The organism is Xanthobacter flavus, from assembly GCF_017875275.1.
Classification (GTDB): domain Bacteria; phylum Pseudomonadota; class Alphaproteobacteria; order Rhizobiales; family Xanthobacteraceae; genus Xanthobacter; species Xanthobacter flavus_A.
Map to the genome: position 1 here is coordinate 1,979,297 of NZ_JAGGML010000001.1, position 23,927 is coordinate 2,003,223.

At 69.6% G+C, this 23,927-nt stretch carries 22 protein-coding genes; 12 read left to right on the plus strand and 10 right to left on the minus strand.

The features are described 5' to 3' along the window. Positions 1-29 precede the first annotated feature (29 nt). From leuD to nadC, 7 genes are all read left to right on the plus strand, one after another. A complete protein-coding gene (gene leuD / locus J2126_RS09545) occupies positions 30-635 on the plus strand; it encodes a 3-isopropylmalate dehydratase small subunit (RefSeq protein WP_209486112.1) in 606 nt (201 codons plus the stop codon). Positions 636-673: 38 nt separating this feature from the next. After that, positions 674-1,297, plus strand: a complete 624-nt coding sequence (locus tag J2126_RS09550) for a chemotaxis protein CheB (protein WP_209486114.1) — start codon at positions 674-676, stop codon at positions 1,295-1,297. Further along, on the plus strand, positions 1,294-2,316 hold the full coding sequence (locus J2126_RS09555) for a two-component system response regulator (protein WP_209486122.1): 1,023 nt from the start codon (positions 1,294-1,296) through the stop codon (positions 2,314-2,316). The genes J2126_RS09550 and J2126_RS09555 overlap by 4 nt, the downstream gene beginning before the upstream one ends. Positions 2,317-2,426: 110 nt before the next feature. After that, positions 2,427-3,356 (plus strand): NUDIX hydrolase, encoded by a 930-nt coding sequence (locus J2126_RS09560; protein ID WP_209486124.1) that lies wholly within the window; start codon positions 2,427-2,429, stop codon positions 3,354-3,356. 58 nt (positions 3,357-3,414) lie between these two features. Beyond that, positions 3,415-4,440: a quinolinate synthase NadA gene (gene nadA / locus J2126_RS09565; RefSeq protein WP_209486126.1), complete on the plus strand. Its 1,026-nt coding sequence runs from the start codon at positions 3,415-3,417 to the stop codon at positions 4,438-4,440. Further along, positions 4,437-5,966 carry an L-aspartate oxidase gene (locus J2126_RS09570; protein ID WP_209486128.1) on the plus strand — a complete coding sequence of 510 codons (1,530 nt, stop codon included), beginning with the start codon at positions 4,437-4,439 and terminating at the stop codon, positions 5,964-5,966. Before nadA ends, J2126_RS09570 begins: the two co-directional genes overlap by 4 nt. 117 nt (positions 5,967-6,083) lie before the next feature. Continuing rightward, a complete protein-coding gene (nadC, locus tag J2126_RS09575) occupies positions 6,084-6,938 on the plus strand; it encodes a carboxylating nicotinate-nucleotide diphosphorylase (protein ID WP_209486130.1) in 855 nt (284 codons plus the stop codon). Positions 6,939-6,944: 6 nt separating this feature from the next. On the opposite strand, the gene J2126_RS09580 is transcribed toward nadC, so the two are convergent. Continuing rightward, positions 6,945-7,736, minus strand: a complete 792-nt coding sequence (locus tag J2126_RS09580) for a helix-turn-helix domain-containing protein (protein WP_209486132.1) — start codon at positions 7,734-7,736, stop codon at positions 6,945-6,947. A gap of 70 nt (positions 7,737-7,806) precedes the next feature. Here J2126_RS09580 and J2126_RS09585 point away from each other — a divergent pair, with 70 nt between their 5' ends. Continuing rightward, complete coding sequence (locus J2126_RS09585) at positions 7,807-8,817, plus strand: MBL fold metallo-hydrolase (protein ID WP_209486134.1); 1,011 nt, start codon at positions 7,807-7,809, stop codon at positions 8,815-8,817. Positions 8,818-8,890: 73 nt separating this feature from the next. On the opposite strand, the gene leuC is transcribed toward J2126_RS09585, so the two are convergent. Both leuC and J2126_RS09595 read right to left on the minus strand, forming a co-directional pair. After that, on the minus strand, positions 8,891-10,303 hold the full coding sequence (gene leuC / locus J2126_RS09590; protein WP_209490013.1) for a 3-isopropylmalate dehydratase large subunit: 1,413 nt from the start codon (positions 10,301-10,303) through the stop codon (positions 8,891-8,893). Positions 10,304-10,422: 119 nt separating this feature from the next. Next, positions 10,423-10,587, minus strand: a complete 165-nt coding sequence (locus tag J2126_RS09595) for a hypothetical protein (protein WP_155982206.1) — start codon at positions 10,585-10,587, stop codon at positions 10,423-10,425. Positions 10,588-10,757: 170 nt separating this feature from the next. Here J2126_RS09595 and J2126_RS09600 point away from each other — a divergent pair, with 170 nt between their 5' ends. Beyond that, entirely contained in the window at positions 10,758-11,474 is a 717-nt protein-coding gene (locus J2126_RS09600; RefSeq protein ID WP_209486136.1) for an MgtC/SapB family protein, read from the plus strand. Positions 11,475-11,723: 249 nt separating this feature from the next. Here the strand turns inward: J2126_RS09600 and J2126_RS09605 are convergent, their stop codons facing one another. The 5 genes from J2126_RS09605 to J2126_RS09625 form a co-directional block, all read right to left on the minus strand. After that, the gene (locus tag J2126_RS09605; protein ID WP_209486138.1) at positions 11,724-12,827 is read right to left on the minus strand and encodes a polyhydroxyalkanoate depolymerase; all 1,104 of its coding nucleotides are present in this window, start codon (positions 12,825-12,827) and stop codon (positions 11,724-11,726) included. Between the two features lie 99 nt (positions 12,828-12,926). Then, the gene (locus J2126_RS09610) at positions 12,927-13,478 is read right to left on the minus strand and encodes a winged helix DNA-binding protein (protein WP_209486147.1); all 552 of its coding nucleotides are present in this window, start codon (positions 13,476-13,478) and stop codon (positions 12,927-12,929) included. Between the two features lie 55 nt (positions 13,479-13,533). Continuing rightward, complete coding sequence (locus J2126_RS09615) at positions 13,534-14,514, minus strand: TRAP transporter substrate-binding protein (protein WP_209486149.1); 981 nt, start codon at positions 14,512-14,514, stop codon at positions 13,534-13,536. 69 nt (positions 14,515-14,583) lie between these two features. Further along, positions 14,584-15,891 (minus strand): TRAP transporter large permease, encoded by a 1,308-nt coding sequence (locus J2126_RS09620; RefSeq protein ID WP_209486151.1) that lies wholly within the window; start codon positions 15,889-15,891, stop codon positions 14,584-14,586. A gap of 4 nt (positions 15,892-15,895) precedes the next feature. Next, on the minus strand, positions 15,896-16,441 hold the full coding sequence (locus tag J2126_RS09625; protein WP_209486154.1) for a TRAP transporter small permease: 546 nt from the start codon (positions 16,439-16,441) through the stop codon (positions 15,896-15,898). 345 nt (positions 16,442-16,786) lie between these two features. Between J2126_RS09625 and J2126_RS09630 the strand changes: the two genes are divergently transcribed. Beyond that, positions 16,787-20,482, plus strand: coding sequence for a hydantoinase B/oxoprolinase family protein (locus tag J2126_RS09630; protein ID WP_209486156.1), 3,696 nt, complete (start codon positions 16,787-16,789; stop codon positions 20,480-20,482). A 61-nt stretch (positions 20,483-20,543) separates the two neighbouring features. Here the strand turns inward: J2126_RS09630 and J2126_RS09635 are convergent, their stop codons facing one another. Then, positions 20,544-20,918: a hypothetical protein gene (locus J2126_RS09635; RefSeq protein ID WP_209486158.1), complete on the minus strand. Its 375-nt coding sequence runs from the start codon at positions 20,916-20,918 to the stop codon at positions 20,544-20,546. Between the two features lie 417 nt (positions 20,919-21,335). After that, positions 21,336-21,653 (minus strand): hypothetical protein, encoded by a 318-nt coding sequence (locus J2126_RS09640; RefSeq protein WP_209486160.1) that lies wholly within the window; start codon positions 21,651-21,653, stop codon positions 21,336-21,338. 185 nt (positions 21,654-21,838) lie between these two features. Here J2126_RS09640 and J2126_RS09645 point away from each other — a divergent pair, with 185 nt between their 5' ends. Continuing rightward, the gene (locus J2126_RS09645; RefSeq protein ID WP_209486161.1) at positions 21,839-22,555 is read left to right on the plus strand and encodes a response regulator; all 717 of its coding nucleotides are present in this window, start codon (positions 21,839-21,841) and stop codon (positions 22,553-22,555) included. After that, entirely contained in the window at positions 22,539-23,924 is a 1,386-nt protein-coding gene (locus J2126_RS09650; RefSeq protein ID WP_209486163.1) for a sensor histidine kinase, read from the plus strand. The genes J2126_RS09645 and J2126_RS09650 overlap by 17 nt, the downstream gene beginning before the upstream one ends. Positions 23,925-23,927 lie beyond the last annotated feature (3 nt).

Below are 23,927 nucleotides of genomic sequence, written 5' to 3' on the forward strand. Positions count from 1 at the left end.
CCGGCAGACGAGACAAGGCAGTAGGTCCCATGGAGAAGTTCACGGTCCTGGAGGGCGTCGCGGCGCCGATGAAGCTGGTCAATGTCGATACCGACATGATCATCCCCAAGCAGTATCTGAAGACGATCCAGCGCACCGGCCTCGGCAAGGGCCTCTTCTCCGAGATGCGCTATCTCGACGACGGCGCCGAGAACCCCGCCTTCGTGCTGAACCAGCCCGCGTACCGCTCTTCCAAGATCCTCGTCGCCGGCGACAATTTCGGCTGCGGCTCCTCGCGTGAGCACGCGCCGTGGGCGCTGCTCGACTTCGGAATCCGCTGCGTGATCTCCACGTCGTTCGCGGACATCTTCTACAACAATTGCTTCAAGAACGGCATCCTGCCCATCGTCGTCTCCAAGGACGACCTGGACAAGCTGTTCGACGATGCCGAGCGCGGCGCCAACGCCACCCTCACCATCGACCTGCCGGCCCAGGAAATCCGCGGCCCGGACGGTGGCGTGGTCAAGTTCGAGATCGACCCCTTCCGCAAGCGCTGCCTGGTCGAGGGCCTGGACGACATCGGCCTCACCCTTCAGAAGGCGCCGGCCATCGACCAGTACGAAGCCGCCAAGGGCGCCGAGCAGCCCTGGTTGTGACGCCATAAGTCGGCCGCGGCGCTGACAGGAGGGGCGGGATGGGTCCGTCCGCTCCCGGCACTCCCGCGCCGCGCGCCATCGTGGTGGGCGCGTCGGCGGGCGGACTTCCGGCGCTGGGACGGCTCTTCGCCGCACTGGCGCCGCACCCGGACGTGGGCATCGCTGTGGTCAACCACGTCGGGGCGGACGGGCCGGACATGCTGCCCGCCATCCTCGCCCGCCTCTCCGGCCGCACCGTGGTGCTGGCGCAGGAGCGGGCCCCCCTCCTGGGCGGCCTTGTTCACGTCGCACCCAGCGGCTACCACTTGGAAGTCGGTCGCGACCGCCGTTTTTCACTCTCCGTGGACCCACGGGTGTGCTATTCGCGGCCTGCAATTGATGTGCTGTTCGCCAGCGCAGCGGAGGCTTACGGTGACGCCCTGGCTGGCGTGGTTCTCACCGGAGCCAGCAGCGACGGGGCGGACGGGCTGAAGCGCATTCGGGAACTGGGAGGCCGCGCCTTCGTGCAAGAGCCGTCGGAAGCCGAGGTCGAGACCATGCCGCTGGCCGCGCTCGCGCGCGCCGGAGCGGACCTGTGCGCGCCCCTCGCCGCGCTCGCCGTCGCCCTCGATGCCTTCTGCCGCGCTCCTCGCGCGCGTCCGGGCCGGGGGATGCCCGAATGACCACGGCCGACCTGCCCAAAATTCTCGTCGTCGACGACGTGCGTGCGAACCTCGTCGGCATGCGCCGCCTGCTCGCGCCGGTGAAGGCCGAGATCTACGAGGCCCATTCCGGCAACGAGGCGCTGGCGCTCTGCCTCGACCATCGCTTCGCGCTCATCCTGCTCGACGTGCAGATGCCGGACATGGACGGATTCGAGGTGGCCTCCCTCCTCAACAACGACCCGGACACCTGCGACATTCCCATCGTGTTCGTCACGGCGGCCTATCACGACGACATCAACCGGCTGAAGGGCTACACCTTCGGCGCAGTGGACTACATCGCCAAGCCCATCAACGACGCCGTGCTCCTGTCCAAGGTCACGGTCTTCCTCGACCTGCACATCTCCAAGCTGCGCCTCAAGGGCGCGCTGGAGGAGCTGGAGAAGCGCAACCGCCAGCTGGAGATCGAGATCGAGGAGCGCCGCCGGGTCGAGAAGCAGATCCGCCATATGGCGACCCACGACGCCCTCACCGGCCTCGGCAACCGCATCCTGTTCGTCGAGCACCTGACCCGCGCGCGCTCGCAGGCGCAGCGCCACGGCCGCGAGTTCGCCTTGCTCTACATCGACATCGACGGCTTCAAGCAGGTCAACGACAGGCACGGCCACGGGGTCGGCGACAAGCTGCTCTGCGCCATCGCCAGCCGGCTGCGCAGCAACCTGCGGCAGGAGGATTTCGCGGTCCGCCTGTCGGGCGACGAGTTCGCCGTCATCATGGTGGACCTCGTCGAGGGCGACGCCGCCCACGCCCAGGGTCAGCGCCTGTGCGAGGCGCTGCGCGAGCCCTATGTCGTTTCGTACAACGACCAGTCCTACACGGTCAGCGTCGGCGCGAGCATCGGCATCGCGCTCTATCCGCGCCACACCACGGACGAGACCGAACTGATCCGCCTCGCGGACACGGCCATGTACGAGGTGAAGCAGCAGGGCAAGGACGGCGTGCGCGTGGCCGCCCCGCGGGCGGCGGTGGAATCCGCCTGAGGCGGAACGCCTGAAGGGGCGCGGCGCCTTCGCAGCCCGGCGCGGCCATGATATCCGGGAGATCGTGGGCGAATACCCCATCGCCCAGCCCATCGCCTTCCGGGAGCTTCATGCCGAAGTCCGCCAGCCGATCCGTCGTCGTGGACCTCATCGCCGTGCTCGCGGCAGTGACGGGGGGCGCGCCGCGGGTGATGACGGTAGAGCACGGCTCGGCCCTGCCCTCCGGCCCGTTCGAGCTGGCGCACCGCTCGCTCCAGCAGGGCCTGCGCGACTGGGTGGAGCAGCGCACCCACCATCCGCTCGGCTATCTCGAACAGCTCTACACCTTCGCCGACAAGGACCGCGCCGGAGCGGAGAGCGCGGCCCGCACCATCTCCATCTCCTATCTCGGCCTCGCCCGGGAGCAGGCGGCCACCGCCGGCGCCGCCGAGTGGCACGGCTGGTATGAGTATTTCCCCTGGGAGGACCACCGCGACGGGGCGCCGCCCGTCATCGCCGGAACGCTCGCGCCGGCCCTCGCCGCCTGGGCGGATGCCGCCCCCTCGGCGGCCGAGCGCAGCCATCGCGGCCAGCGCGCCGCCATCAGCTTCGGGCTCGACGGCGCTATATGGAACGAGGAGCTGACGCTCCAGCGCTATGAACTCCTCTACGAGGCCGGCATCGTCGCCGAGCGCCTGCGCCGCGAGGGCCGGCAGGAGACCGCCGGCGCCGGACGGCCGATGATAGCCGACCACCGCCGCATCCTCGCCACCGCCATCGCGCGGCTCAGGGCCAAGATCAAATACCGCCCCGTGGTGTTCGAGCTGATGCCGCCCACCTTCACCCTGCTCCAGCTGCAGCGCTGCGTGGAGGCTATCGCCGGGCGGACCCTGCACAAGCAGAATTTTCGCCGGCTGATGGAGCAGCAGGAACTGGTGGAGGAAGCCGGCGGCGCCACCACCGAAACCCTTGGCCGGCCTGCAAAACTCTTCCGCTTCCGCCATGCGGTGGTGGAGGAGCGGGCCTTCGCCGGAACGAAATTGCCCCTCGCACGCTCTTGACACGGCTTATGCTCAGGATAAGCATATGCCCACCATATGCTCAAACTGAGTATAGACGATGGTCGTATCCGCCCTTTCCACCGCCGCCGTTTCTCCCACGCCGGACGCCCTCGCGGCGGCCTTCGCCCGCACCGCGCCGCTCTACGAGAAGATCCGCCGGGTGGTGCCGCCCGCCGACTGGGCCTTCCTCGCCGAGGATGCGGAGGCGATCCTCCGGCTGAAGCGCGAGCGCAACGCGGTCATCCTCGCGCACAACTACCAGACGCCGGAAATCTTCCACTGCGTCGCCGATATCGTGGGCGACAGCTTGGCGCTGGCCCGTGAGGCCATGCGGGTGGATGCGGACGTGATCGTGCTCGCCGGCGTCTACTTCATGGCCGAGACGGCAAAGCTGCTGAACCCCGGCAAGACCGTGCTGATCCCGGATCAGGAGGCCGGCTGCTCGCTGGCCGATTCCATCACCGCCGCCGACGTGCGCCTCATGCGCGCCGCCCATCCCGGCGTGCCGGTGATCGCCTATGTGAACACGTCCGCCGCCGTGAAGGCCGAGGTGGACGTGTGCTGCACCTCGGGCAATGCGGCGCGGGTGGTGAAGTCGTTCGGCGTGCCCAAGGTCATCATGCTGCCGGACCAGTATCTGGCGAAGAACGTCGCCGCCGAGACCGGCATCGACATCATCTCCTGGGCCGGCCAGTGCGAGGTGCACGAGCTGTTCACCGCCGCCGACGTGCGCGAGCTGCGCGCCGCCAATCCCGGCGTCACCGTGCTCGTCCACCCCGAGTGCCCGCCGGAGGTGGTGGCGGAAGCCGATTTCGCCGGCTCCACCGCCGCCATGAGCGACTATGTGAGCGAGAAGCGCCCGCCCCGCGTGGTGCTCCTCACCGAATGCTCCATGGCCGACAACGTGGCGGTCCACTATCCCGACATCGACTTCGTGCGCCCCTGCAATCTCTGCCCGCACATGAAGAAGATCACGCTGCGCAACATCCGGGCGGCGCTGGAGAACAACCTCCACGAAGTCACCATCGACCCCGAGATCGCCGCGCGCGCCCGTGCCTCGGTCGAGCGGATGCTGGCGCTATGACCGGGGACAGGCTGGACGGCCGCCCCGTCATCGTCGGTGCCGGCATCGCGGGGCTCGCGGCCGCCCTCTTCCTCGCCCCCGAGCCGGTGGTGCTCGTCACCCGCGCGCCGCTGGGCGCGGACGGCTCCAGTCCGCTCGCGCAGGGCGGCATCGCCGCCAGTGTCGGGGCGGACGACGACGACGCCCTCCACCTCGCCGACACGCTGGCGGCGGGCGACGGCCTCTGCGATGCCGAGGCGGCCCGCCGCATCCTCTCCGCCGGCCCGGATGCTATCGCGGCCCTCGAACGTCTCGGCGTGCGCTTCGACCGCGACGCGGCCGGCAGCCTGCTGCTCGGCCTCGAAGCCGCCCACAGCCGGCGCCGCATCGTCCATGCGGACGGCGACGGCACCGGGCGCGAACTGGTGCGCGCGCTCTCCGAGGCCGCGCGGGCCTGCCCCTCCATCATGCTGGTTCAGGGCGAGGCGCGGCGCATCCTGATGCGCGACGGCGCGGTCTGCGGCCTGCTCGTGGCCACGGCCGAAGGCGCGCAGGTGCTCGCCACGCGCCGCGTCGTGCTGGCGACGGGCGGTGTCGGCGCGCTCTATGAGCACACCACAAACCCCGCCGCATCCTGGGGCGTGGGGATCGCGCTGGCCGCCGAGGCCGGGGCGGAGCTGGCGGACCTCGAATTCGTGCAGTTCCACCCCACCGCACTGGCGACGCCCGCCCGCCCGCTCCCGCTCATCAGCGAGGCGGTGCGCGGCGAAGGCGCGCTCATCGTGGACGGCAACGGCCGGCGCATTCTGGAGGGTGTTCCGGGCCGGGAGCTGGCGCCGCGCGACGTGGTGGCCCGCGCTGTCTGGCGCGAAGTGGTGGCGGGGCGCGAGGTGTTTCTCGATGCCCGCGCCAGCCTCGGCGCGCGCTTTTCCGCCCGCTTCCCGCAGGTGGCGGCGGGCTGCCGCGCCGCCGGCATTGATCCGGCGACCGATCTCGTGCCCATCCGCCCCGCCGCGCACTACCACATGGGCGGCATCGCCGTGGACGCGCACGGCCGCAGCACCCTCCCCGGCCTCTGGGCGGCGGGCGAATGCGCCGCCACCGGCCTGCACGGCGCCAATCGCCTCGCCTCCAACTCCCTGCTGGAAGCGGTGGTGTGCGGGCGGGAGGTGGCGAACGACATCGCCGGCCGCCCGGTGGGACGCGCGATCGTCCCAGCGCCGTCCGCTTTGCCCCCGGCGGCGGATGCGGCGCCGGCGCGCGCCATCGTCTCCCGCCTCGTCGGCGTCACCCGCGATGCGGAGGGGCTGACGATGGCGCTCCAGCGCCTGCTGCCTTTGGCCGTAGGCGCGACCCCGGCCACAGCGCCCGCCCGCGTCGGCCTGATGATGGCGGCCGCCGCCCTCGCCCGCACCGAAAGCCGCGGCGCCCATGCGCGCACCGACTTTCCGCAGACGGCGCCGGTCGCCCGGCGCTCGCGCATCACCCTCGCCGAAGCGCGCGCCGCCGCCGGTCGCGTGCGCGTGCCGGACCTCGCCTTCGCCTAAAGCATTTTCAAGCGAAGTGGGCACCGGTTCGCGTGAAGAAAATGCGTCAACTCAATAACGTGGATCATGTCCCCGTTTCCGCGAAACGGGGACATGATCCTATCGAACGGAGCCGCCATGGCCGCCCTCGACCCGCTCCCCGAACTGATGGTGGAGCCCATCGTCCGCGCCGCCCTGCTGGAAGATCTCGGCCGCGCCGGGGACATCACCACCGACGCCGTGGTGCCGGCCGGACACGTCAGCCGCCTCGTGCTCGCCGCGCGGCAGGATGGCGTGGTTGCCGGGCTCGACTGCGCCCGCCTCGCCTTCCGCCTGCTCAACCCGGACGTGCGCTTCACGCCCGTGGTGGCGGACGGTTCGCGGGTAACGCCGGACACCGTTCTGGCGGAGGTGGAAGGCCCCTCCCGCGCTCTGCTCACCGGCGAGCGCACCGGCCTCAACCTTGCCTGCCGCCTCTCCGGCATCGCCACGGCGACCGCCTCGCTGGCGGATGCGGTGGCGGGCCACAAGGCGCAGATCGTCTGCACCCGCAAGACCACGCCCGGCCTGCGCGCGCTGGAGAAATACGCCGTGCGCGCCGGCGGCGGCGCCAACCACCGCTTCGGCCTCGATGATGCGGTGCTGGTGAAGGACAACCACGTCGCCATCGCCGGCTCAGTGGCCGAAGCGGTGCGGCGTGTGCGCGCCCGTGCCGGTCACATGGTGAAGGTGGAGGTGGAGGTGGATACCCTCGCTCAGCTCGAAGAGCTGTTGACCCTCGGCGCCGACGCCGTGCTGCTCGACAACATGACCCCCGCCACCCTCACGGAGGCCGTGCGCATGGTCGGCGGGCGGATGCTCACCGAGGCCTCCGGCCGGGTGAACCGCGAGACCGCGCCGGCCATCGCGGCGTCGGGCGTGGACCTCATCTCCGTGGGCTGGCTGACCCACAGCGCCCCCATCCTCGACATCGGCCTCGACTGGGTGGGCTGACGCGGATCACAGGCGCACGCCGCGCAGGCTCTGGGACGGCGCCGCGCCGAAAGTGCGGCGGAAGTCGTGGGTGAAATGCGCCTGGTCGGCAAAGCCGGCCGCATGGGCGGCGGCGGTGAAGCTGCTGCCGTCGGCGATCTCGGCGATGGCCCGCCGCATCCGCCCCCAGGCGCGGTAGCGGCGGAACGGCACGCCCATCTCGGCGGTGAACAGGTGCTGCAGGCGCGAGGGCGACAGGCCCACCTTGCGGGCGAGGGCCGCAAGCTCCGGCACGCGCTCCGCGTCGGTCATCGCCGCCGCCACCCGCTGGATGCGGGGATCGAGCCCGGCGCGGGCGCGCCGGCGGGAGACATCCACCATGTCGGCGAGGGCCTCGCCGGCCCAGCCGGCCGCGTCCGGCGCCTCCCATAATTCGCGCAGCAGCGGCAGCGCGGTGCCGGCACCGAAGAGGGCGCCCTGCTCCTCCCGCGCATTGGCCACCAGAGGCGCCAGCGCATGGGCGCCGTCGACGCTCGGCTCCAGATAGAAGACCGCGATGGGCTCGCCGCCCACGTCCAGCTCGTGCACCACCCCGGCGGGCACCAGCGCCGTGCGGCACGCCTGCCATTCCCCGCCGCGCACGCGCAGCCCGAACGGCCCGTACAGCCCGGCAAGGAACACCGGGGCGCCGTGCTGGTGCGGGGCATTGTAGATGAGCGGCCCGGCGAAGAAGGTGCGGCCCGCATCCAGGAACCAGAGCGGCCCGAGGCCCGCTGTCCCCGGCGCAGCACGTTCGTACAAGCGGGGCCGCGTGCCCATGCCTAGGCTCCTCCCACCACACTTCAACACACATAGCGGGCAGTACAAAGCGGCCCGCAGGGGGACCGCCATGCAGACAGATCCGGCTTCGCCATTCCGGCCCGGCGCGCCCAGCCGCCGCGCCCTCCTCGCCGCCGCCATCGCCGCCCCGGCGCTCCTGCGCACGGGTCGGGCGAGCGCAACGGCGCCCGAGCGCGGCGCCCTCCCCGTCACGCCCTTCCGCTTCCGCCTGGGCGCGTTCGAGGTGACCACCGTGCTCGACGCCTCCGCCATGATCGACGGCCCGTGGCCCATCGTCGGCGAGGACCGGCCGGCCGGCGAGGTGGCGGCGCTGATGCAGGCCAGCCTGCTGCCGGAAAAGCGCTTCCGGCCCGGCTTCACCCCGACGCTGGTGAATACCGGCTCGCAGCTCGTCCTGTTCGATGCCGGCAACGGCGCGAACGGCTTCATCCCGAGGCCGAACGGGGGTTGGCTCACGCAGCAGATCGCCGCCGCCGGCTATGCGCCCGAGCAGGTGGACGTGGTGGTGCTCTCCCACGCCCATGTGGACCATATCGGCGGGCTGGTGGAGGCGGGCAAGGAGGTGTTTCCCAAGGCCCGCTACGTCATCGGCGAGGCGGAATATTCCTTCTGGGCCGCGCCCGAGCGGCGCGCGGCGGCCCCCGACAGCCTCGAACACGCGACCGCGCAGGTGTTCGCCCGCAACCTCGCCCCCTTCGCCGATCGCGTCACCCGGGTGCGGCCGGGCGCCGAGATCGTCCCCGGCATCCATGCGGTGGAAGCCTTCGGGCACACGCCCGGCCATCTGGCGTTCCATCTGGAGAGCGGGGGCAAGCGGCTGCTCGTCTGGGGCGACTGCGCCCACCACGAGGTGGCGTCCCTCGCGCACCCCGAGTGGCACGCCTTGTTCGACATGGACAAGACGCAGGGCGCCGCCACCCGCAAGCGCATCTACGACATGGCCGCCACCGACCGCATCCCGGTGGTGGGCTATCACACGTCCTTCCCGTCGGTGGGCTATGTGGAGCGGCAGGGCAGCGCCTATCGCTGGCTCCCCCTCACCTACCAACTGGCGGAGTGAGGCCCGGAAACGAAAACGGCCGGGCGAGGAGAGTCTCCCGGCCCGGCCGTCTGTGTTCAGGAAGAAAAGAGGCTCAGGCCTTCGGCCACGCCCGCACGTCCACGAAGTGGCCGGCGATGGCCGCCGCCGCCGCCATGGCGGGGGAGACGAGGTGGGTGCGGCCCTTGAAGCCCTGGCGGCCCTCGAAATTGCGGTTCGAGGTGGAGGCGCAGCGCTCCTCGGGGGCGAGGCGGTCGGCGTTCATGGCGAGGCACATGGAGCAGCCCGCCTCGCGCCACTCGAAGCCCGCCTCGATGAAGATCTTGTCCAGCCCCTCGGCCTCGGCCTGCTCCTTCACGAGGCCGGAGCCCGGAACGACCATGGCGCTCACGCGCGGGTTCACCTTGTGGCCCTTCACCACGGCGGCCGCCGCGCGCATGTCCTCGATACGGCCGTTGGTGCAGGAACCGATGAAGGCCCGGTCGATGGCGATGTCGGTGATCTTCGTGCCGGCGGTGAGGCCCATGTAGCCGAGCGCCCGGATCTTGGCGGCGCGCTTGCCCTCGTCCTCGATGAGCGCGGGATCGGGCACGAAGCCTTCCACGGACACAACGTCCTCGGGGCTGGTGCCCCAGGAGACGATGGGCGGCAGGTTGGCGCCGTCGATGTGGATTTCGGCGTCGAAATGCGCGCCCTCGTCCGAGCGCAGGGTCTGCCAGTAGCGCAGCGCCGCATCCCAGTCGGCGCCCTTGGGGGACTTCGGCCGGCCCTTGAGATATTCGAACGCCTTCTCGTCGGGGGCCACCATGCCGGCGCGGGCGCCACCCTCGATGGACATGTTGCAGACGGTCATCCGCCCTTCCATGGAGAGGGAGGTGATGCCTTCGCCGGCATATTCGATGACGTAGCCGGTGCCGCCGGCCGTGCCGATGGTGCCGATGATGGCGAGCACCACGTCCTTGGCGCCGACGCCCTCGGGCAGCGGCCCGGAGACGGTGACGCGCATGTTCTTCGCCTTCTTCTGGATCAGCGTCTGGGTGGCGAGCACATGCTCCACCTCGGACGTGCCGATGCCGTGGGCGAGGGCGCCGAACGCGCCGTGGGTGGAGGTGTGGCTGTCGCCGCAGACGATGGTGGTGCCGGGCAAAGTGAAGCCCTGCTCGGGGCCGACCACGTGGACGACGCCCTGGCGCTTGTCGAAGCCGTCATAATATTCGACGCCGAACTCCTTCGTGTTCTCGGCGAGCGCGGCGATCTGCGCGACGCTCTCCGGGTCCGGGTTCGGCAGGGTACGGTCGGTGGTGGGGACGTTGTGGTCCACCACGGCGAGGGTCTTCTGCGGCGCGCGCACCTTGCGGCCGGTCATGCGCAGGCCCTCGAACGCCTGCGGGCTGGTCACTTCGTGCACCAGGTGGCGGTCAATGTAGAGCAGGCAGGTGCCGTCATCCTGCCGGGAGACGACGTGGTCGTCGAAGATCTTGTCGTAGAGGGTCTTGGGACCGTTCACCGGGGCGTTCATCGCGTCGTGTCCTGAGGAAAGGCCGGCGCGCGTCGGTGCGGCCGGGCCGGTAACGATGGAAGGGCGGTATCCGTCGCGCCGCTTATGGGCGCGTCACCATGCGGGCGTCAAAGCACCGAGGACGCCGCCGTGGTGAAGCGGCCGAAGAAGCGACCCGGCAGGCGCACATGGTCCGGCACCGCCGCGAACTCCATCGTCGTGCGCGCGAACGGGCCGGCCCCGCAATGGGCCGCCCGGTCGAGGCTGTGGCGATGGTCACGCGTCTGTCGCATGGGGCGGGTTTTTAGCAGTTCCACGATGGCGCGACAATCCGGCGCGCAGCGATGTGAAAACCGGGCGCGGGGCGGGGATGATCCGGCCCCGCGACCTTGCCGTCGCCATCATCTTGGGCGAGGCGCTGGGCGGCCGGCCGTGAGGCCCGCCGCAGGAGGAGGAGTTTCGGGTGCAGTTCGTCTCCAATTTCCACGGGGTGCAGTTCCTAGATACCGTGGTCAGCCTCGCCGCCGCCTTCCTGTTCGGCACGCTGATCGGGGCCGAGCGGCAGTATCGCCAGCGCACCGCCGGGCTGCGCACCAACGTCCTGGTGGCCGTGGGCTCCGCCGCCTTCGTCGATCTCGCCGCCAGCCTCGGCGGGCCGACCGACGCCATGCGCGTCGCCGCCAACGTGGTGACGGGCGTCGGCTTCCTCGGCGCCGGCGTCATCATGAAGGAAGGCATGAACGTGCGCGGCCTCAACACCGCCGCGACGCTCTGGTGCTCGGCGGCAGTAGGCAGTTGCGCCGGAGCCGACCGCCTCGCCGAGGCGGCGCTCATCACCTTCATCATCATCGCCGGCAATACGGTGCTGCGCCCGGTCGCCCGTGCCATCGACCGCGCGCCCCTCGACGCCCGCCGCTCGGAAGTCAGCTACGAGGTGCGCCTCACGGTGGATTCCGCCGCCGCCGCCGATCTGCGCGACGTGCTCATCGACACGCTGGAGGCCGAGAAATATCTCGTGGGCGACGTGGACGAGGAGCCCGGCACCGACGGCGCCGTGGTGCTGGTGGCGAAGCTCGTCACCACCTCGGTGGTTCCGGCCGAACTTGACGCCATCACCGATCGTCTGGCTAGGCGCCCCAATACCCGCCATGCCACATGGGAGAGCGTGACGGAGGAATAGGGTGGGCGTTGGGATCAGCCTCGGCCCTCCCAAAGCCGTCATCCCCCGGCTCGTCCGGGGGATCCACTCTGCCGCTTGTCCCGCCCGCGCCGGACCGACACCCCTCCCCACCGTACCGTGGATCGCCCGCACACGGCGGGCGATGACAGCCGGAGGGGCTTGCGCGCACCTTCGTTCAATGTGACGCGCGCGTTCAAAGTGACGCGCCGTTGCGATCAGCCGAAGGGGTGGGCGCCAGGCCAACCCTCCTCACAGCGCCCGTTCCCCCGCCTCCATCGCCTCGACCAGAGCCGGGATCACGGTCGCGCGCATCCTTCGGCCGTAGAACAGGCCGAAATGGCCGCAGTCCGCGACGCTGACGCGGCGACGCAGGGCCTCGGGGACGGCACGACAGAAATCGTGCGCCGCCTCGGTCTGGCCGGGGGCGGAGATGTCGTCCTGCGCGCCCTCGACCGTGAGCAGGACGCCGCGCAGGGCCTCCGCCCGCACCCGATGCCCGCCGATCTCCAGCGTGCCTTTAGCCAGCGCGTTGTCGCGGAAGATGGTGGAGACGTTCTCCATGAAGAATTCGTCCGGCACGTCCATCATGGTCCAGCACAGGCGGGAGAGCGGAAAGCGCAAAGGGTCGTCGCCCTCGTCGAACAGCAGGCGCATGGGCAGGTCGCCGCCGCTGATGGACTGGCGCCAGAGGTACAGCGCGAAGGTGTCGATCTGCCGCCACGCCGGAAACACGCGCCGCCCGGCGCCCGGCAGGCCCTGCGGCACGTCCTCCATCACCTGCGCTTCCAGCGCCTCAAGGGAGCGCTCCTGCAGCATCTTCCACAGGCGCGTGGGGTTGCGCGCGGGGTCCATCGGTCCACCGACAAGGCTGAGGCTCGCCACCGGCACCCCCTCCTCCGCCAGCAGGCAGGCGGCAGCGAAGGCGGGCAGCGCACCCTGGCAGACGCCCACCAGATGCACCGGCCCCGTCACCGCGAGCGCACGGGCCATCTGCGCCGTTTCAAGGCAATTCTCGGCAAAGCCGAAGCGGCCCGCGCCGGCCGGCAGGTAGCGCGCATTGGGCCATTCGGTGATGCCGACACGCCCCGCAGCAGGCAAAAGCGCGGCGACGAGATCGCGCATCAGGAAAGGATAGCCGCCGGCGATGGGCGCCACCACCAGCACGGTGCGGGCGGGCGCGTCAGGTGCATCCTGCCGGCAGAACAGCCGCAGCCGGCCGAAGGGAAGGCCGGCCGGTACCTCCTCGCGCACGACGCCGCTGGCCAGCCCGAACGCGCGATAGGCGTCCTCGGTCGCGCAGGGCAGCGGATCGGCCGCCGCGGGACGGAAGGGACGCAGATCGTCAAGCCACATGAGGCGCGGTCCGTCCTTTGCGGTCCGGGTGGGGCGACGGCCCATCATAGCCGAACGCCCCCGGCGCACCATGCCTGTGGCGGAAATGTTAAGCCGGCTTCAGAGCGACGCCGCCGCGCGGGCGGCCTGGTCGTAATGGCCGGAGAGCGTGCGCATCAGCGCCGCGACCTCGGACAGGCGGCCGGGATCGATGCCGGTGGCGGCCACCGCGTCGGCGAGCAGCGCCTCGCGCACCTCGCGATAGCGGGCGCAGGCGGCACGGCCGGTGAGGCTGGCGGAGAGCGTCTTTTCCTTGCCCCGGCGGCCGCCTTCGACGAGGCCGAGGGCCTGCAGCTTCTTCGCCGCATAGGTCACGAGGTGGGTGTCCTCCACATCGAGCACGAGGCAGAGGTCGGCGATGGTCTTGGGCCGGTCGCGGTGGACCACATGGTGCAGGATCAGCACGTCCAGCGCGGAGAGGTCCGGCACACCGGCCGCCGCCATGCAGCGCACCATCCAGCGGCTGTAGGCGTGGGTGAGCATGTTGAGCCCGAACTCGAACTCGGACAGCGCCGGCAGCGCCCCGTCGGCGAGATGCGCGGAGGAGACGATGGAGGGGCCGGCCTTGCGGCGGGCGCCATCGGTCGGCTTCGGGAGTGTGTCCTTGGTCACGGGCTCGGTCCTTGGGGAGGCGGCCGGGGCGGCGTTCCGTCCCGGCCGCGCGCCATCACTTCTTGTAGGCGGCGATGATCTCCTGCCCGGTCGCACCGGCCTTGGCGAGCCAGGCTTCGGACAGGGTGCCGCCGATCTTCTCGAAGCCGGCCTTCAGCTCGGGCGAGGGCGGGACCACCTTCATGCCCTTGGCGGCGAGGGTGTCCATGTAGCCCTTGGTCTTGGCCTCGGAGAGCTTCCACCCGCGCTCCTCGGCTGCGGCGGCGGCCTTGAGCACGGCCTCCTGCGTGGGCTTGTCGAGGGCGTCGAAGGCGGCCTGATTCACGAACACCACGTTCTTCGGCAGCCAGGCCTGGATGTCGTAGAAATTGGGCACGCTCTCCCAGATCTTCACGTCGTTGCCGGTGGCGCTGGAGGTGATGAGCGCGTTGACGACGCCGGTGGCGAGCGCCTGGGCGAGCTCCGCCTGCTGCACGGTGACGGCCTGGGCGCCGACCATCTCGCCGATGCGCGACGTGCCCGGATTGTAGGCGCGCCACTTGGCGCCCTTGAGATCCTCCACCTTCTCGACCGTCATCTTGGAGAACAGGCCCTGCGGCGGCCACGGCATGGCGTAGAGCACCTTGATGCCCTGGGTGGCGAGCTTCTTCTCCACCGCCGGGCGGGAGGCGGCCCACAGCTTCTTGGACTGCTCGAAGGAGGTGGCGAGGAAGGGCACCACGTCCACGCCGAAGACCGGGTCCTCGTTCTCGTGGATGGAGATGATCACCTCGCCCGCCTGCGCCTGCCCGGTCTGCACCGCGCGCTTGATCTCCGGCGCCTTGAACAGCGAGGCGTTGGGATGGAGCGTGATGACGAGCTTGCCGCCGGTGGCGGTCTCCACGTCCTTGGCGAACTGGGCGAGGTTCTCGGTGTGGAGGTTGTCGGCCGGATAGGCGGACGGCAGGTTCCACTTGGTCTGGGCGAGCGCCGGGCCGGCGAAGGCGAGGGCCCCCAATGCCAGGGCCGGGGCGAGGATGCGCGTCAGTCGAGACATGAGAACTCCTTCGGTTGGACCTTTTATGCACTCTCCCCGGGCGGAAAGGCCCGGGCGGGCGGGTGCCCGTCAGTTCCCGTAGGCGAGGTCCGGCAGGATCATGACGATCTGCGGAAACACCGTGATGATGGCAACTGCCGCAACGAGAAGGAAGAAGAACGGCAGCGAGGCGAGCGCGACCGTGTTGGAATCCTTCCCCGACATGGTCTGCAGCACGAACAGGTTGAAGCCCACGGGCGGCGAGACCTCCGCCATCTCCACCACCAGCACGAGGAAGATGCCGAACCAGACCGGATCGAAGCCCGCCGTCTTGATCATGGGGATCACCACGGAGGTGGTGAGCACGATCATGGACAGGCCGTCGAGCGCCGTGCCGAGCACGATGTACATGACGGTGAGCGCGGCGATCAGGGCGTAGGGGGAGAGGTGGAGGCTATCCACCCATTCGGCCAGCGCCACCGGGATGCCCGTATAGGCCATGGAAGTGGACATGAAGGAGGCGCCCGCCAGGATCAGCATGATCATGCAGGTCAGGCGCGTCGCCCCCATCACCGAGGCCCAGAAGGCGGGCCAGTTCAGCGCGCCCTGCCACCAGGCGATGGCCAGCGAGCCGGCGACGCCCCAGGCGGCGCATTCGGTCGCCGTCGCCCAGCCGAACAGCAGCGAGGCGAACACGAAAATGATGAGCAGGCTGACCGGGATCAGGTTGGCCGATTCCCGCATCTTCTCGCGCCACGGCAGGGGCGGATCGGCCGGCGGCGTCTTCGATGGGTTCAGCAGCGACCAGACGATGATGTAGCCGGAATAGAGCGCCATCACCAGGAAACCGGGCAGGAAGCCGGCGAGGAACACCTGGATGATGGAGACGTTGGCCGCCACCGCATACACCACCATGGTGATGGACGGCGGGATGAGGATGCCGAGCGTGCCGGCGCCGGCGAGCGAACCGAGGCTGACATTATCGTCGTAGCCGCGCTTCTTCAGCTCCGGCAAGGCGATCTTGGCCACGGTGGCGCAGGTGGCGGCGGAGGAGCCCGACACCGAGCCGAACAGGCCGCAGGCAATGACGTTCACGTGCATCAGCCGCCCCGGCAGCCAGTTGAGCCAGGGCGCAAGGCCCCGGAACATCTCTTCCGATAAACGGGTGCGGAACAGGATTTCGCCCATCCAGACGAACAGGGGCAGCGCCGCAAGGGTCCAGGAGGCGGAATTGCCCCATATGGTGGTGGCCAGCACCGCGCCCGCGGGAATGCCGCCCCCGACGAACTGCATGCCCACATAGCCCACCACCAGAAGGGCGATGCCGATCCACACCCCGCAGGCCAGCAGGGCCATGAGCAGGAGCAGCAGAAGCCCGGAAATCTCGATCATCGCCATGGCATCACACTCCGCTCTGCATGGCGCGCTCGACCAGTTCTTCGGCGGTGGCCGGAGGTTCCTTCTCGTAGCGCGGCTTGCCGCCCATCAGCGCGTTCACCAGTTCGTCCACGAAGGCGATGAACAGGATGACGAGCCCGCCCGAATAGCCGAGCTGGGGAATCCAGAGCGGGATGGCGATGACGCCCTGCGAGATGTCGTTGAAGCGGTAGGAATCCCACGTGAGCGTCACCGCGTTCCAGGCGAAGAAGCCCACCGAGGCGACGCCGATGACGAGGCAGAGCAACTCCACCGCCCGCTTGGCCGGGCCCTTGATGTGGTCCGTGATGAGGCCGACGCGGATCAGCTCTCCCGACCGGAAGGTGTGGGCGAGGCCAAGGAAGGCGCTGGCTGCCATGCACCAGGCGACGAAATCATCGCCCGCCGGAATGTTGAGGGCCACCAAGCGGCCCACGGAGAGCAGCATCATCAGCACGAAGATGGCAAGCATGAAGAGGCCGGCGAGCCAGCCCGCCCCAAGGTAGAGCCCGTCGAGGGCGCGGCGGATCATGCGCGCCTCCCGGTGGTGAAGGCGCCCGATCCGGAGCGGGCGCCGGCGGCGGGACGCGACGGGGCGACGCCCGTGCGAGGCGGGTGTTTCAACATGTCCAGTGATCCCCTCTCGCGGCGCAGGGCCGCCCGCTCTGTGGCGTTTGATGGCATTTTTGGGACACGTCGATAAAATGTCAACGATCCGTTGACGAAAAAACGCGGGCGTGGCCTTCTTGAACCCGAAGCAGGGTAACGGACGGGAAGGCTGACCGTGCGGCAGCCTGGAGCCGACCCAAGCAAGGTACACGCCACAAGCGCGCACGGCGACGCCAGCGCTGCGGCTCGATGATCGGGAGAACGGGCAATGACGGGGACCGAAGGCGATCTGGGCAGCGGGACGGCGGGGGCGCCCGAGCGCCAAGCGGCAGCCTTGGTGCCCCCTCCCGCCCCCTGGGAATTCTGGATCGACCGGGGCGGCACCTTCACCGATATCGTCGGCAGGCGGCCGGACGGGACGCTGGTCGCGCACAAGGTGCTGTCGGAAAATCCCGAGGCCTATCGCGACGCCGCCGTGCACGGCATCCGCGAACTGCTGGGCCTTGCCCCCGGTGCGGCCATCCCGCCCGGACTGGTCTCTGCCGTGAAGATGGGCACCACGGTCGCCACCAATGCCCTTCTGGAGCGCAAGGGCGACCGCACCCTCCTCGTCACCACCCGCGGCTTCAGGGACGCGCTCAAGATCGGCTATCAGGCGCGGCCGAAGATCTTCGCCAAGAAGATCGTGCTGCCGGACATGCTGTTCGAGCGCGTGCTGGAGGTGGACGAGCGCGTGCGCGCCGACGGCACCGTCGAAGCTGCGCCCGATCTTGCCGCCGTCCGCACCGCGCTGGAGCAGGCGAAGGCGGACGGTCTCGTCGCGGTCGCCATCGTCTTCATGCATGGCTACCGCTACCCCGAGCACGAGCAGCAGGTGGCTGCGCTGGCGCGGGACATGGGCTTCCCGCAGGTGTCCGTCTCCCACGAGGTCTCACCCCTCATCAAGCTGGTGGGGCGTGGCGACACCACGGTCGCCGACGCCTATCTCTCCCCCATCCTGCGCCGCTATGTGCGGCAGGTGGCGGATGAACTCTCCGGCGGCGCGGAGGAGGCGGAGAGCGCGATCCGCCTGATGTTCATGATGTCGTCGGGCGGCCTCACCGCCGCCGACCTGTTCCAGGGCAAGGATGCCCTGCTCTCCGGCCCGGCCGGCGGCGTGGTGGGCGCGGCGGAGACCGGGGCGCTGGCCGGCTTCGAGCGCATCATCGGCTTCGACATGGGCGGCACCTCCACCGATGTCTGCCACTATGACGGCGAGCTGGAGACCGCCTTCGACACCGAGGTCGCCGGCGTGCGCATCCGCGCGCCCATGATGCGCATCCACACGGTGGCGGCGGGCGGCGGCTCCATCCTGCATTACGACGGCGCGCGCTTCCGCGTCGGCCCGGATTCCGCCGGGGCCAATCCCGGACCCGCCTGCTATCGCCGCGGTGGGCCGCTGGCCGTCACCGATGCCAACGTGATGCTGGGCAAGCTGATCCCGGACTACTTCCCGAAGATCTTCGGCCCGGCCCAGGACCAGCCCCTCGATGCCGAGGTGGTGCGGCAGAAGTTCTCGGCGCTGGCCGCCGAGATCGGCGGCGGCCGCACCCCCGAGGAGGTGGCGGACGGCTTCGTCACCATCGCCGTGGAGAACATGGCCAACGCCATCAAGAAGATCTCCGTCGAGCGCGGCTATGACGTGACCCGCTATGCCCTGAACTGCTTCGGTGGCGCCGGCGGCCAGCACGCCTGCCTCGTCGCCGACGCGCTGGGCATGACCACGGTGCTGCTGCACCCCTTCTCCGGCCTCCTCTCCGCCTATGGCATGGGCCTCGCCTCCGTCCGCGCCCAGCGCACCCGCGCGGTGGGGGAGGAGATGACTGCAACCCTCGTTCCCGGCCTGGTTGAGCTGAAGGCGGAACTTGCCGCCGCGACCGGCGCCGAGCTCGCCGCTCAGGGCATTCGAACCGATGCGATCCTGACAGATGCCAAAGCCCACCTGAGATACGGTGGAACCGATACCGCAATCCCGGTTCAACTCGCCGATATCGCGGCGATGACCGCCGAGTTCGAGGCCAAGCACCGCGCCCAGTTCGGCTTCGTGTCCCCGGAAAAAACCATTGTGGTGGAAGCGCTTGAGGTGATTTCCGCCGGCGGCGGCGCGGGAATCGCCGAGCCTGACCTGCCGATCGAGTCCGATACCCCTTATGATACCGTCAATACCCGCTTCTTCGCCCGCGGCGCATGGCATGACGCGCCGGTGGTGAAGCGGGAAAACTTCAGGCCGGGCATGGGCTTGCAGGGTCCGGCTATCGTCATCGAGCCGAACCAGACGGTGGTGGTGGAGAAGGGCTGGCGGGCGGAGGTCTCCGCGAAGAACCACCTGATCCTCACCCGGACGGAAAAACTTCAACGTTCAGAAGCGGTTGGCACCCATGCCGACCCGGTGATGCTGGAGGTCTTCAACAACCTCTTCATGTCCATCGCCGAGCAGATGGGGGTCACCCTCCAGAACACCGCCTACTCGGTTAACATCAAGGAACGACTGGATTTTTCCTGCGCGGTCTTCTCCGCCGAGGGCGATCTCGTCGCCAACGCCCCCCACATGCCCGTCCACCTCGGATCCATGGACCGCTCGGTGGAAACCGTCATCCGCGAGAACGCCGGCGACATCCGCCCCGGCGACGTCTTCGCCCTCAACGCCCCCTACAATGGCGGGACGCATCTGCCTGATATTACAGTGGTAACGCCGGTTTTCGACGATGCCGGCAAGGCCATCCTGTTCTGGGTCGCCTCCCGCGGACACCATGCAGACGTGGGCGGCGTCGCCCCCGGCTCCATGAGCCCGCTCGCGACCCATATCGAGGAAGAGGGCGTCTATATCGACAATTTCAAGCTGGTCTCGGAAGGCACCTTCCGCGAGGCCGCGCTTCTGGAATTGCTCACCTCCGCCCGCTATCCGGTACGTAATCCCGTCCAGAATATCGCAGATCTCAAGGCGCAGATTGCGGCCAATGAAAAGGGCGTACGTGAACTTCTGAAGATGATCGACACGTTCGGCCTCGATGTGGTTCAAGCCTATATGGGTCATGTGCAGGACAATGCTGCCGAAAGCGTCCGTCGTGTCCTGGATCGGCTGGATGATTGCTCCTTCCATTATGAGATGGACCAGGGCACCGTCATCAAGGTCAAGATCTCGGTGGACAAGGAGAAGCGCGAAGCGACGGTGGATTTCACCGGCACCTCGCCCCAGCAGCCCACCAATTTCAATGCCCCCGCCCCCGTCACCCGCGCCGCGGTGCTCTATGTGTTCCGGGTGATGGTGGAGGACGAGATCCCCATGAATGCGGGGTGCCTGCGGCCCATCCGCATTGTCGTGCCGGAAGGATGCATGCTGTCGCCGGTCTATCCGGCCGCTGTGGTGGCGGGAAATGTCGAGACATCCCAAGCGGTTACCAACTGCCTGTTTGGCGCCTTGAAGGCCATGTCGGCCTCGCAGGGCACCATGAACAACCTCACCTTCGGCAACGACATCTACCAGTATTACGAGACCATCTGCTCCGGCTCGCCGGCCGGTCCCGGCTTTGACGGGACGGATGCGGTGCATGTCCACATGACCAATTCCCGACTGACCGATCCGGAGGTGCTGGAAACGCGGTTTCCCGTTCTGCTGGAAGACTTTCACATCCGTCCCGGCTCCGGCGGGCGCGGGCGGTGGCAGGCCGGGTCGGGGACGTACCGGCGCATCCGGTTCCTGGAGAAGATGGACTGCGCCCTGCTCTCCTCGCACCGCCGCGTCCATCCCTTCGGCGTGGACGGGGGTGAAAAAGGTCAATTGGGAGAAGGGTTTGTGCGGCGGCTGGATGGCTCGACCGAGATCCTGCAGGGCTGCGACCAGAAGGTATTGGAGGCAGGAGAGGCAGTCATCATTGTCACCCCGACGGGGGGTGGCTATGGGGATGCGAAGCTGAGGGGGCGGTAGCCACTCCGGACACAAAAAAGGCGCCCGGACGGGCGCCTTTCTGCTGCACTGCGGCAAAATGTCAGTAGGCGAGCGCGCCGACCTTTTCCACCTGGATGGCATCGCCCACGCGGACGATGCGCAGCGAGGTGCCGTCGCGGCCGAGGGGGCCAGGCAGGGATACGGTCTGCTCGTCGCCGGGCTGCTGGAGCACGGTGGAGACGCGGACCACGGCCGGTGCGGCACCGGGCTCGCCGGCCGCATCGAGGGTCGTAACCACCTGATAACCCTTGGCATTACGCACATAATAGGTCACGGCGGAGGCCTTGCCACCGAGGTAGGTCACGATGGCCTGACGCTCGGCGGGGAGGGTCTCGCCGGCGAAGGCGGGGGCGGTCGCGAGCACGGAGGTCGCGGCAAGGAGGCCGGCGGCACCGGCAAGGAGGATGGTCTTCATGTCAGCCTCGCTGCGCTCCGTGCGGCCCACGGCCAAGATCTCGGTGCGCTTTAGCTGTGGCGCAACATAGACCACTTGCTGCGATGCAGCACGCCTATTTTCCGCATTCCAGAAATGCATTCCACGCAATCCTGTGCCTACCGGAGTAGGCGATCGGAGCTGAACTGCCACGAGTCAAAGCGGATTCGGGCGCTGTCCACCCCGGTTTCCGGGTCGGTTCGGTCGAGGTTCGAGAGGAGTCAGCGCTGACCCCTCCGGGGCCTGCCCACAAGGCGCGGAAAAATCGCGTCTGCGGCCGCGATCTGCAACCCATACGCGCTTATAAGTTGCATGGACGGCAGCCGGGTCGCGGCATAGGGGCGGCATTGCCGCGACCCGGTGTCCCGGGCGCCGAGGCGCCCGGATCTGGTCCGCCGCTCAGTAGCGGCTCACCGCGCCCGAGCGGGTGACGCTGTTGCCAGCGGGGCCGGTGGTGGTGCGCTGATAGGAGTAGCTGCCCGGCGCGGTGCGGGTGACGCTGCCGGTGCGCGAGACGCTGCCGCCGTAAGGGCCGGTCGCGACGGCGGCGCGGCTGCAGGTGCCGCCCGCACAGCTTCCGGCGGCGGCGCCGGTATAGGTGCCGCGCGGCGTGGTCACGCTGCCGGATCGGGTCCAAGCGGCGGCCTCGCCGATGCCGGCGAGCAGGGTGAAGCCGGACACGGAAAGAACGACGGCGAGGGGGGCAATGCGGGACATGGTGGCCTCCGTGCAGGGCCGTCCGAAGGGCCGGCCGATTGCGATGGGGAAAGACTGAGGGCGCGCCGTTGCGTCCGCTTATCGCCGGAGTGAGGTGGTGTAACGTTTTGTAACCCCGCCATCGGCCGGGATTGCTCGCCCCCCTCCCCTCCGCGACACTGCCCGCGCCCTTCCCGGAGACTGCTTTGGCCCTGCGCACGCTGCTCATCGTCGAGGACGACCGCGAGATCCGCGCCCTGCTCTCGGACTTTCTCGGCCGTGAGGGCTATGGCGTGCTGGCGGCCGAGGATGGCGTCGCCATGGACCGTATCCTTTCCACCGCGCGGCCGGATCTGGTGATCCTCGACCTCATGCTGCCCGGCGAGGACGGGCTGTCCATCTGCCGCCGCCTCAGGGCGCGGGGCGGACTGCCCATCCTCATGCTCACGGCCAAGGGCGACGACGTGGATCGCATCGTCGGGCTGGAGATGGGCGCCGACGATTATCTGCCGAAGCCGTTCAATCCGCGCGAGCTGCTCGCCCGCATCCGCGCCGTGCTGCGGCGGGCGGAGGGGGCGCTGGCGGAAGCCACCCCGCGCAATCGCCGCGTCACCTTCGCCGGCTTCGTGGCCGATCTCGATGCGCGCAGCGTCGCCGGGGCCGAGGGGGGCGCGCTCGACCTCACCTCTGCGGAGTTCGAGCTGCTCGCCTGCTTCCTGGAGCGGCCGAAGCGCGTGCTCTCCCGCGACCAGTTGCTGGACTGGACGCGCGGGCGCTCGGCCGATCCGTTCGACCGCACCATCGATGTCTCCGTCAGCCGCCTGCGGCGCAAGCTCTCCGGCGTGTCCGACGACGCGGCCAGCCTCATCAAGACCGTGCGCAATGGCGGCTATCTTCTCACGGTCGATGTCCGCCCCCTCTGAGACCGCGCCCGCGCGCCCCCGCCGCTTCGGCCTTGCCGCGCGGCTGGCGCTGATCGTGGTCGGGGGCCTGTTGGCGGTGCAGGTGCTGATGCTGCTCGCCTATGTGGCGGAGCGCGAGCGTGCGGCCGCGCCGAGCGCTTTCGTACCGGCGATGCAGCGTGTCGCCGCGCTTGTTCAGCTTCTGGAGCGTCTGCCGCCGGGCGAGCGCGACCTCGCCTTGCGCGCCGTCGCGACCTCGGGCTTCCAGCCCGCCATCCGGACGGAGCGGCCGGAAATCGAAAGTCCCCGTCTGCTCCGCTTCGCCGAGCGCCGGCTGCGGCAGCTCATCGGCGGACCGCCCGATCGCTTCATCGCCGTGGCGCTCACCGGCTCGAGCCGCCCCCTGCGCCCGGTCGATCGCCTGCGCGACCTGCGCGGCGCGAACCTCACCGTCGCCATCGGCCTTGCGGGCGGGGATTATCTGGAAATCGTCGCCGGCGGCGACATCACCGTGCGCTTCCTCGGCCTGCCGGTGGGGCTCGTCGCCGGCATCCTCGGCTTCCTCGTGGCGCTCCTCGCGCTCCTCGCGGTGCGCCGGGAGACGCGCCCCCTGTCCGATCTCGCGGGGGCGGTGGAGCGGTTCGGCGTCCAGCTCCAGCCATCGCACGTCAAGGAGCGCGGCGCGCCGGACGTGCGGCTGGTGGTGCGGGCGGTGAACGCCATGCAGGATCGCATCGTGGAGCTGGTGCGCATGCGCACCCTGGTGCTGGGCGCCATCAGCCACGATCTGCGCACCTATCTCACCCGCCTGCGCCTGCGGCTGGAGCTGATGCCCCCCGGCGATCAGGTGGAAAAGGCGCAGGCCGATCTCGATGGAATGCAGGCGCTGGTGGACGACGCTCTCGCCTTCGCCCGCGCCTCCTTCTCCCCCGCCTCGGGCGAGACGGTGGATCTCGCCGCGCTGGCACGCGCCGAGTGGGAGGCGCGCAGGGCGCAGGGCGCGGCCGTCACGCTCACCGGGGCCGAGGCGCCGCTGGTGGTGGAGGGCAATCGCGGGGCGCTCGCCCGCGTGCTCGCCAATCTTGTCGGCAACGCCATCACCTACGGGACGTGCGCGGATATCTCCCTGCACGATCGCGGCGACACGGTGGACCTCGTGGTGGAGGATCGCGGGCCGGGCATTCCGGCGGGCGAACGCGAGACGGTGTTCGAGCCCTTCTACCGGCTGGAGCCCTCGCGCAACCGCGACAGCGGCGGCGCCGGGCTCGGCCTCACCATCGTCCGGCAGATCGCCGAGGGGCATGGCGGCAGCGTCACCATCGATGACCGCCCCGGCGGTGGCGCGCGCCTCATCGTGCGGCTGCCCAAACCGGGCGCCCCCAAAGCCTGAGCG

What these genes read in the sequence shown, in the direction of transcription:
- J2126_RS09595 (WP_155982206.1), bottom strand. Translation starts at nt 10,587, where the DNA reads ATGCGACAGACGCGTGACCATCGCCACAGCCTCGACCGGGCGGCCCAT.
- J2126_RS09550 (WP_209486114.1), top strand. Translation starts at nt 674, where the DNA reads ATGGGTCCGTCCGCTCCCGGCACTCCCGCGCCGCGCGCCATCGTGGTG.
- leuD (WP_209486112.1), top strand. Translation starts at nt 30, where the DNA reads ATGGAGAAGTTCACGGTCCTGGAGGGCGTCGCGGCGCCGATGAAGCTG.
- J2126_RS09615 (WP_209486149.1), bottom strand. Translation starts at nt 14,514, where the DNA reads ATGTCTCGACTGACGCGCATCCTCGCCCCGGCCCTGGCATTGGGGGCC.
- J2126_RS09630 (WP_209486156.1), top strand. Translation starts at nt 16,787, where the DNA reads ATGACGGGGACCGAAGGCGATCTGGGCAGCGGGACGGCGGGGGCGCCC.
- J2126_RS09620 (WP_209486151.1), bottom strand. Translation starts at nt 15,891, where the DNA reads ATGGCGATGATCGAGATTTCCGGGCTTCTGCTGCTCCTGCTCATGGCC.
- J2126_RS09640 (WP_209486160.1), bottom strand. Translation starts at nt 21,653, where the DNA reads ATGTCCCGCATTGCCCCCCTCGCCGTCGTTCTTTCCGTGTCCGGCTTC.
- J2126_RS09560 (WP_209486124.1), top strand. Translation starts at nt 2,427, where the DNA reads ATGCCGAAGTCCGCCAGCCGATCCGTCGTCGTGGACCTCATCGCCGTG.
- nadC (WP_209486130.1), top strand. Translation starts at nt 6,084, where the DNA reads ATGGCCGCCCTCGACCCGCTCCCCGAACTGATGGTGGAGCCCATCGTC.
- J2126_RS09580 (WP_209486132.1), bottom strand. Translation starts at nt 7,736, where the DNA reads ATGGGCACGCGGCCCCGCTTGTACGAACGTGCTGCGCCGGGGACAGCG.
- J2126_RS09555 (WP_209486122.1), top strand. Translation starts at nt 1,294, where the DNA reads ATGACCACGGCCGACCTGCCCAAAATTCTCGTCGTCGACGACGTGCGT.
- J2126_RS09570 (WP_209486128.1), top strand. Translation starts at nt 4,437, where the DNA reads ATGACCGGGGACAGGCTGGACGGCCGCCCCGTCATCGTCGGTGCCGGC.
- J2126_RS09625 (WP_209486154.1), bottom strand. Translation starts at nt 16,441, where the DNA reads ATGATCCGCCGCGCCCTCGACGGGCTCTACCTTGGGGCGGGCTGGCTC.
- nadA (WP_209486126.1), top strand. Translation starts at nt 3,415, where the DNA reads ATGGTCGTATCCGCCCTTTCCACCGCCGCCGTTTCTCCCACGCCGGAC.
- J2126_RS09635 (WP_209486158.1), bottom strand. Translation starts at nt 20,918, where the DNA reads ATGAAGACCATCCTCCTTGCCGGTGCCGCCGGCCTCCTTGCCGCGACC.
- J2126_RS09650 (WP_209486163.1), top strand. Translation starts at nt 22,539, where the DNA reads ATGTCCGCCCCCTCTGAGACCGCGCCCGCGCGCCCCCGCCGCTTCGGC.
- J2126_RS09585 (WP_209486134.1), top strand. Translation starts at nt 7,807, where the DNA reads ATGCAGACAGATCCGGCTTCGCCATTCCGGCCCGGCGCGCCCAGCCGC.
- J2126_RS09605 (WP_209486138.1), bottom strand. Translation starts at nt 12,827, where the DNA reads ATGTGGCTTGACGATCTGCGTCCCTTCCGTCCCGCGGCGGCCGATCCG.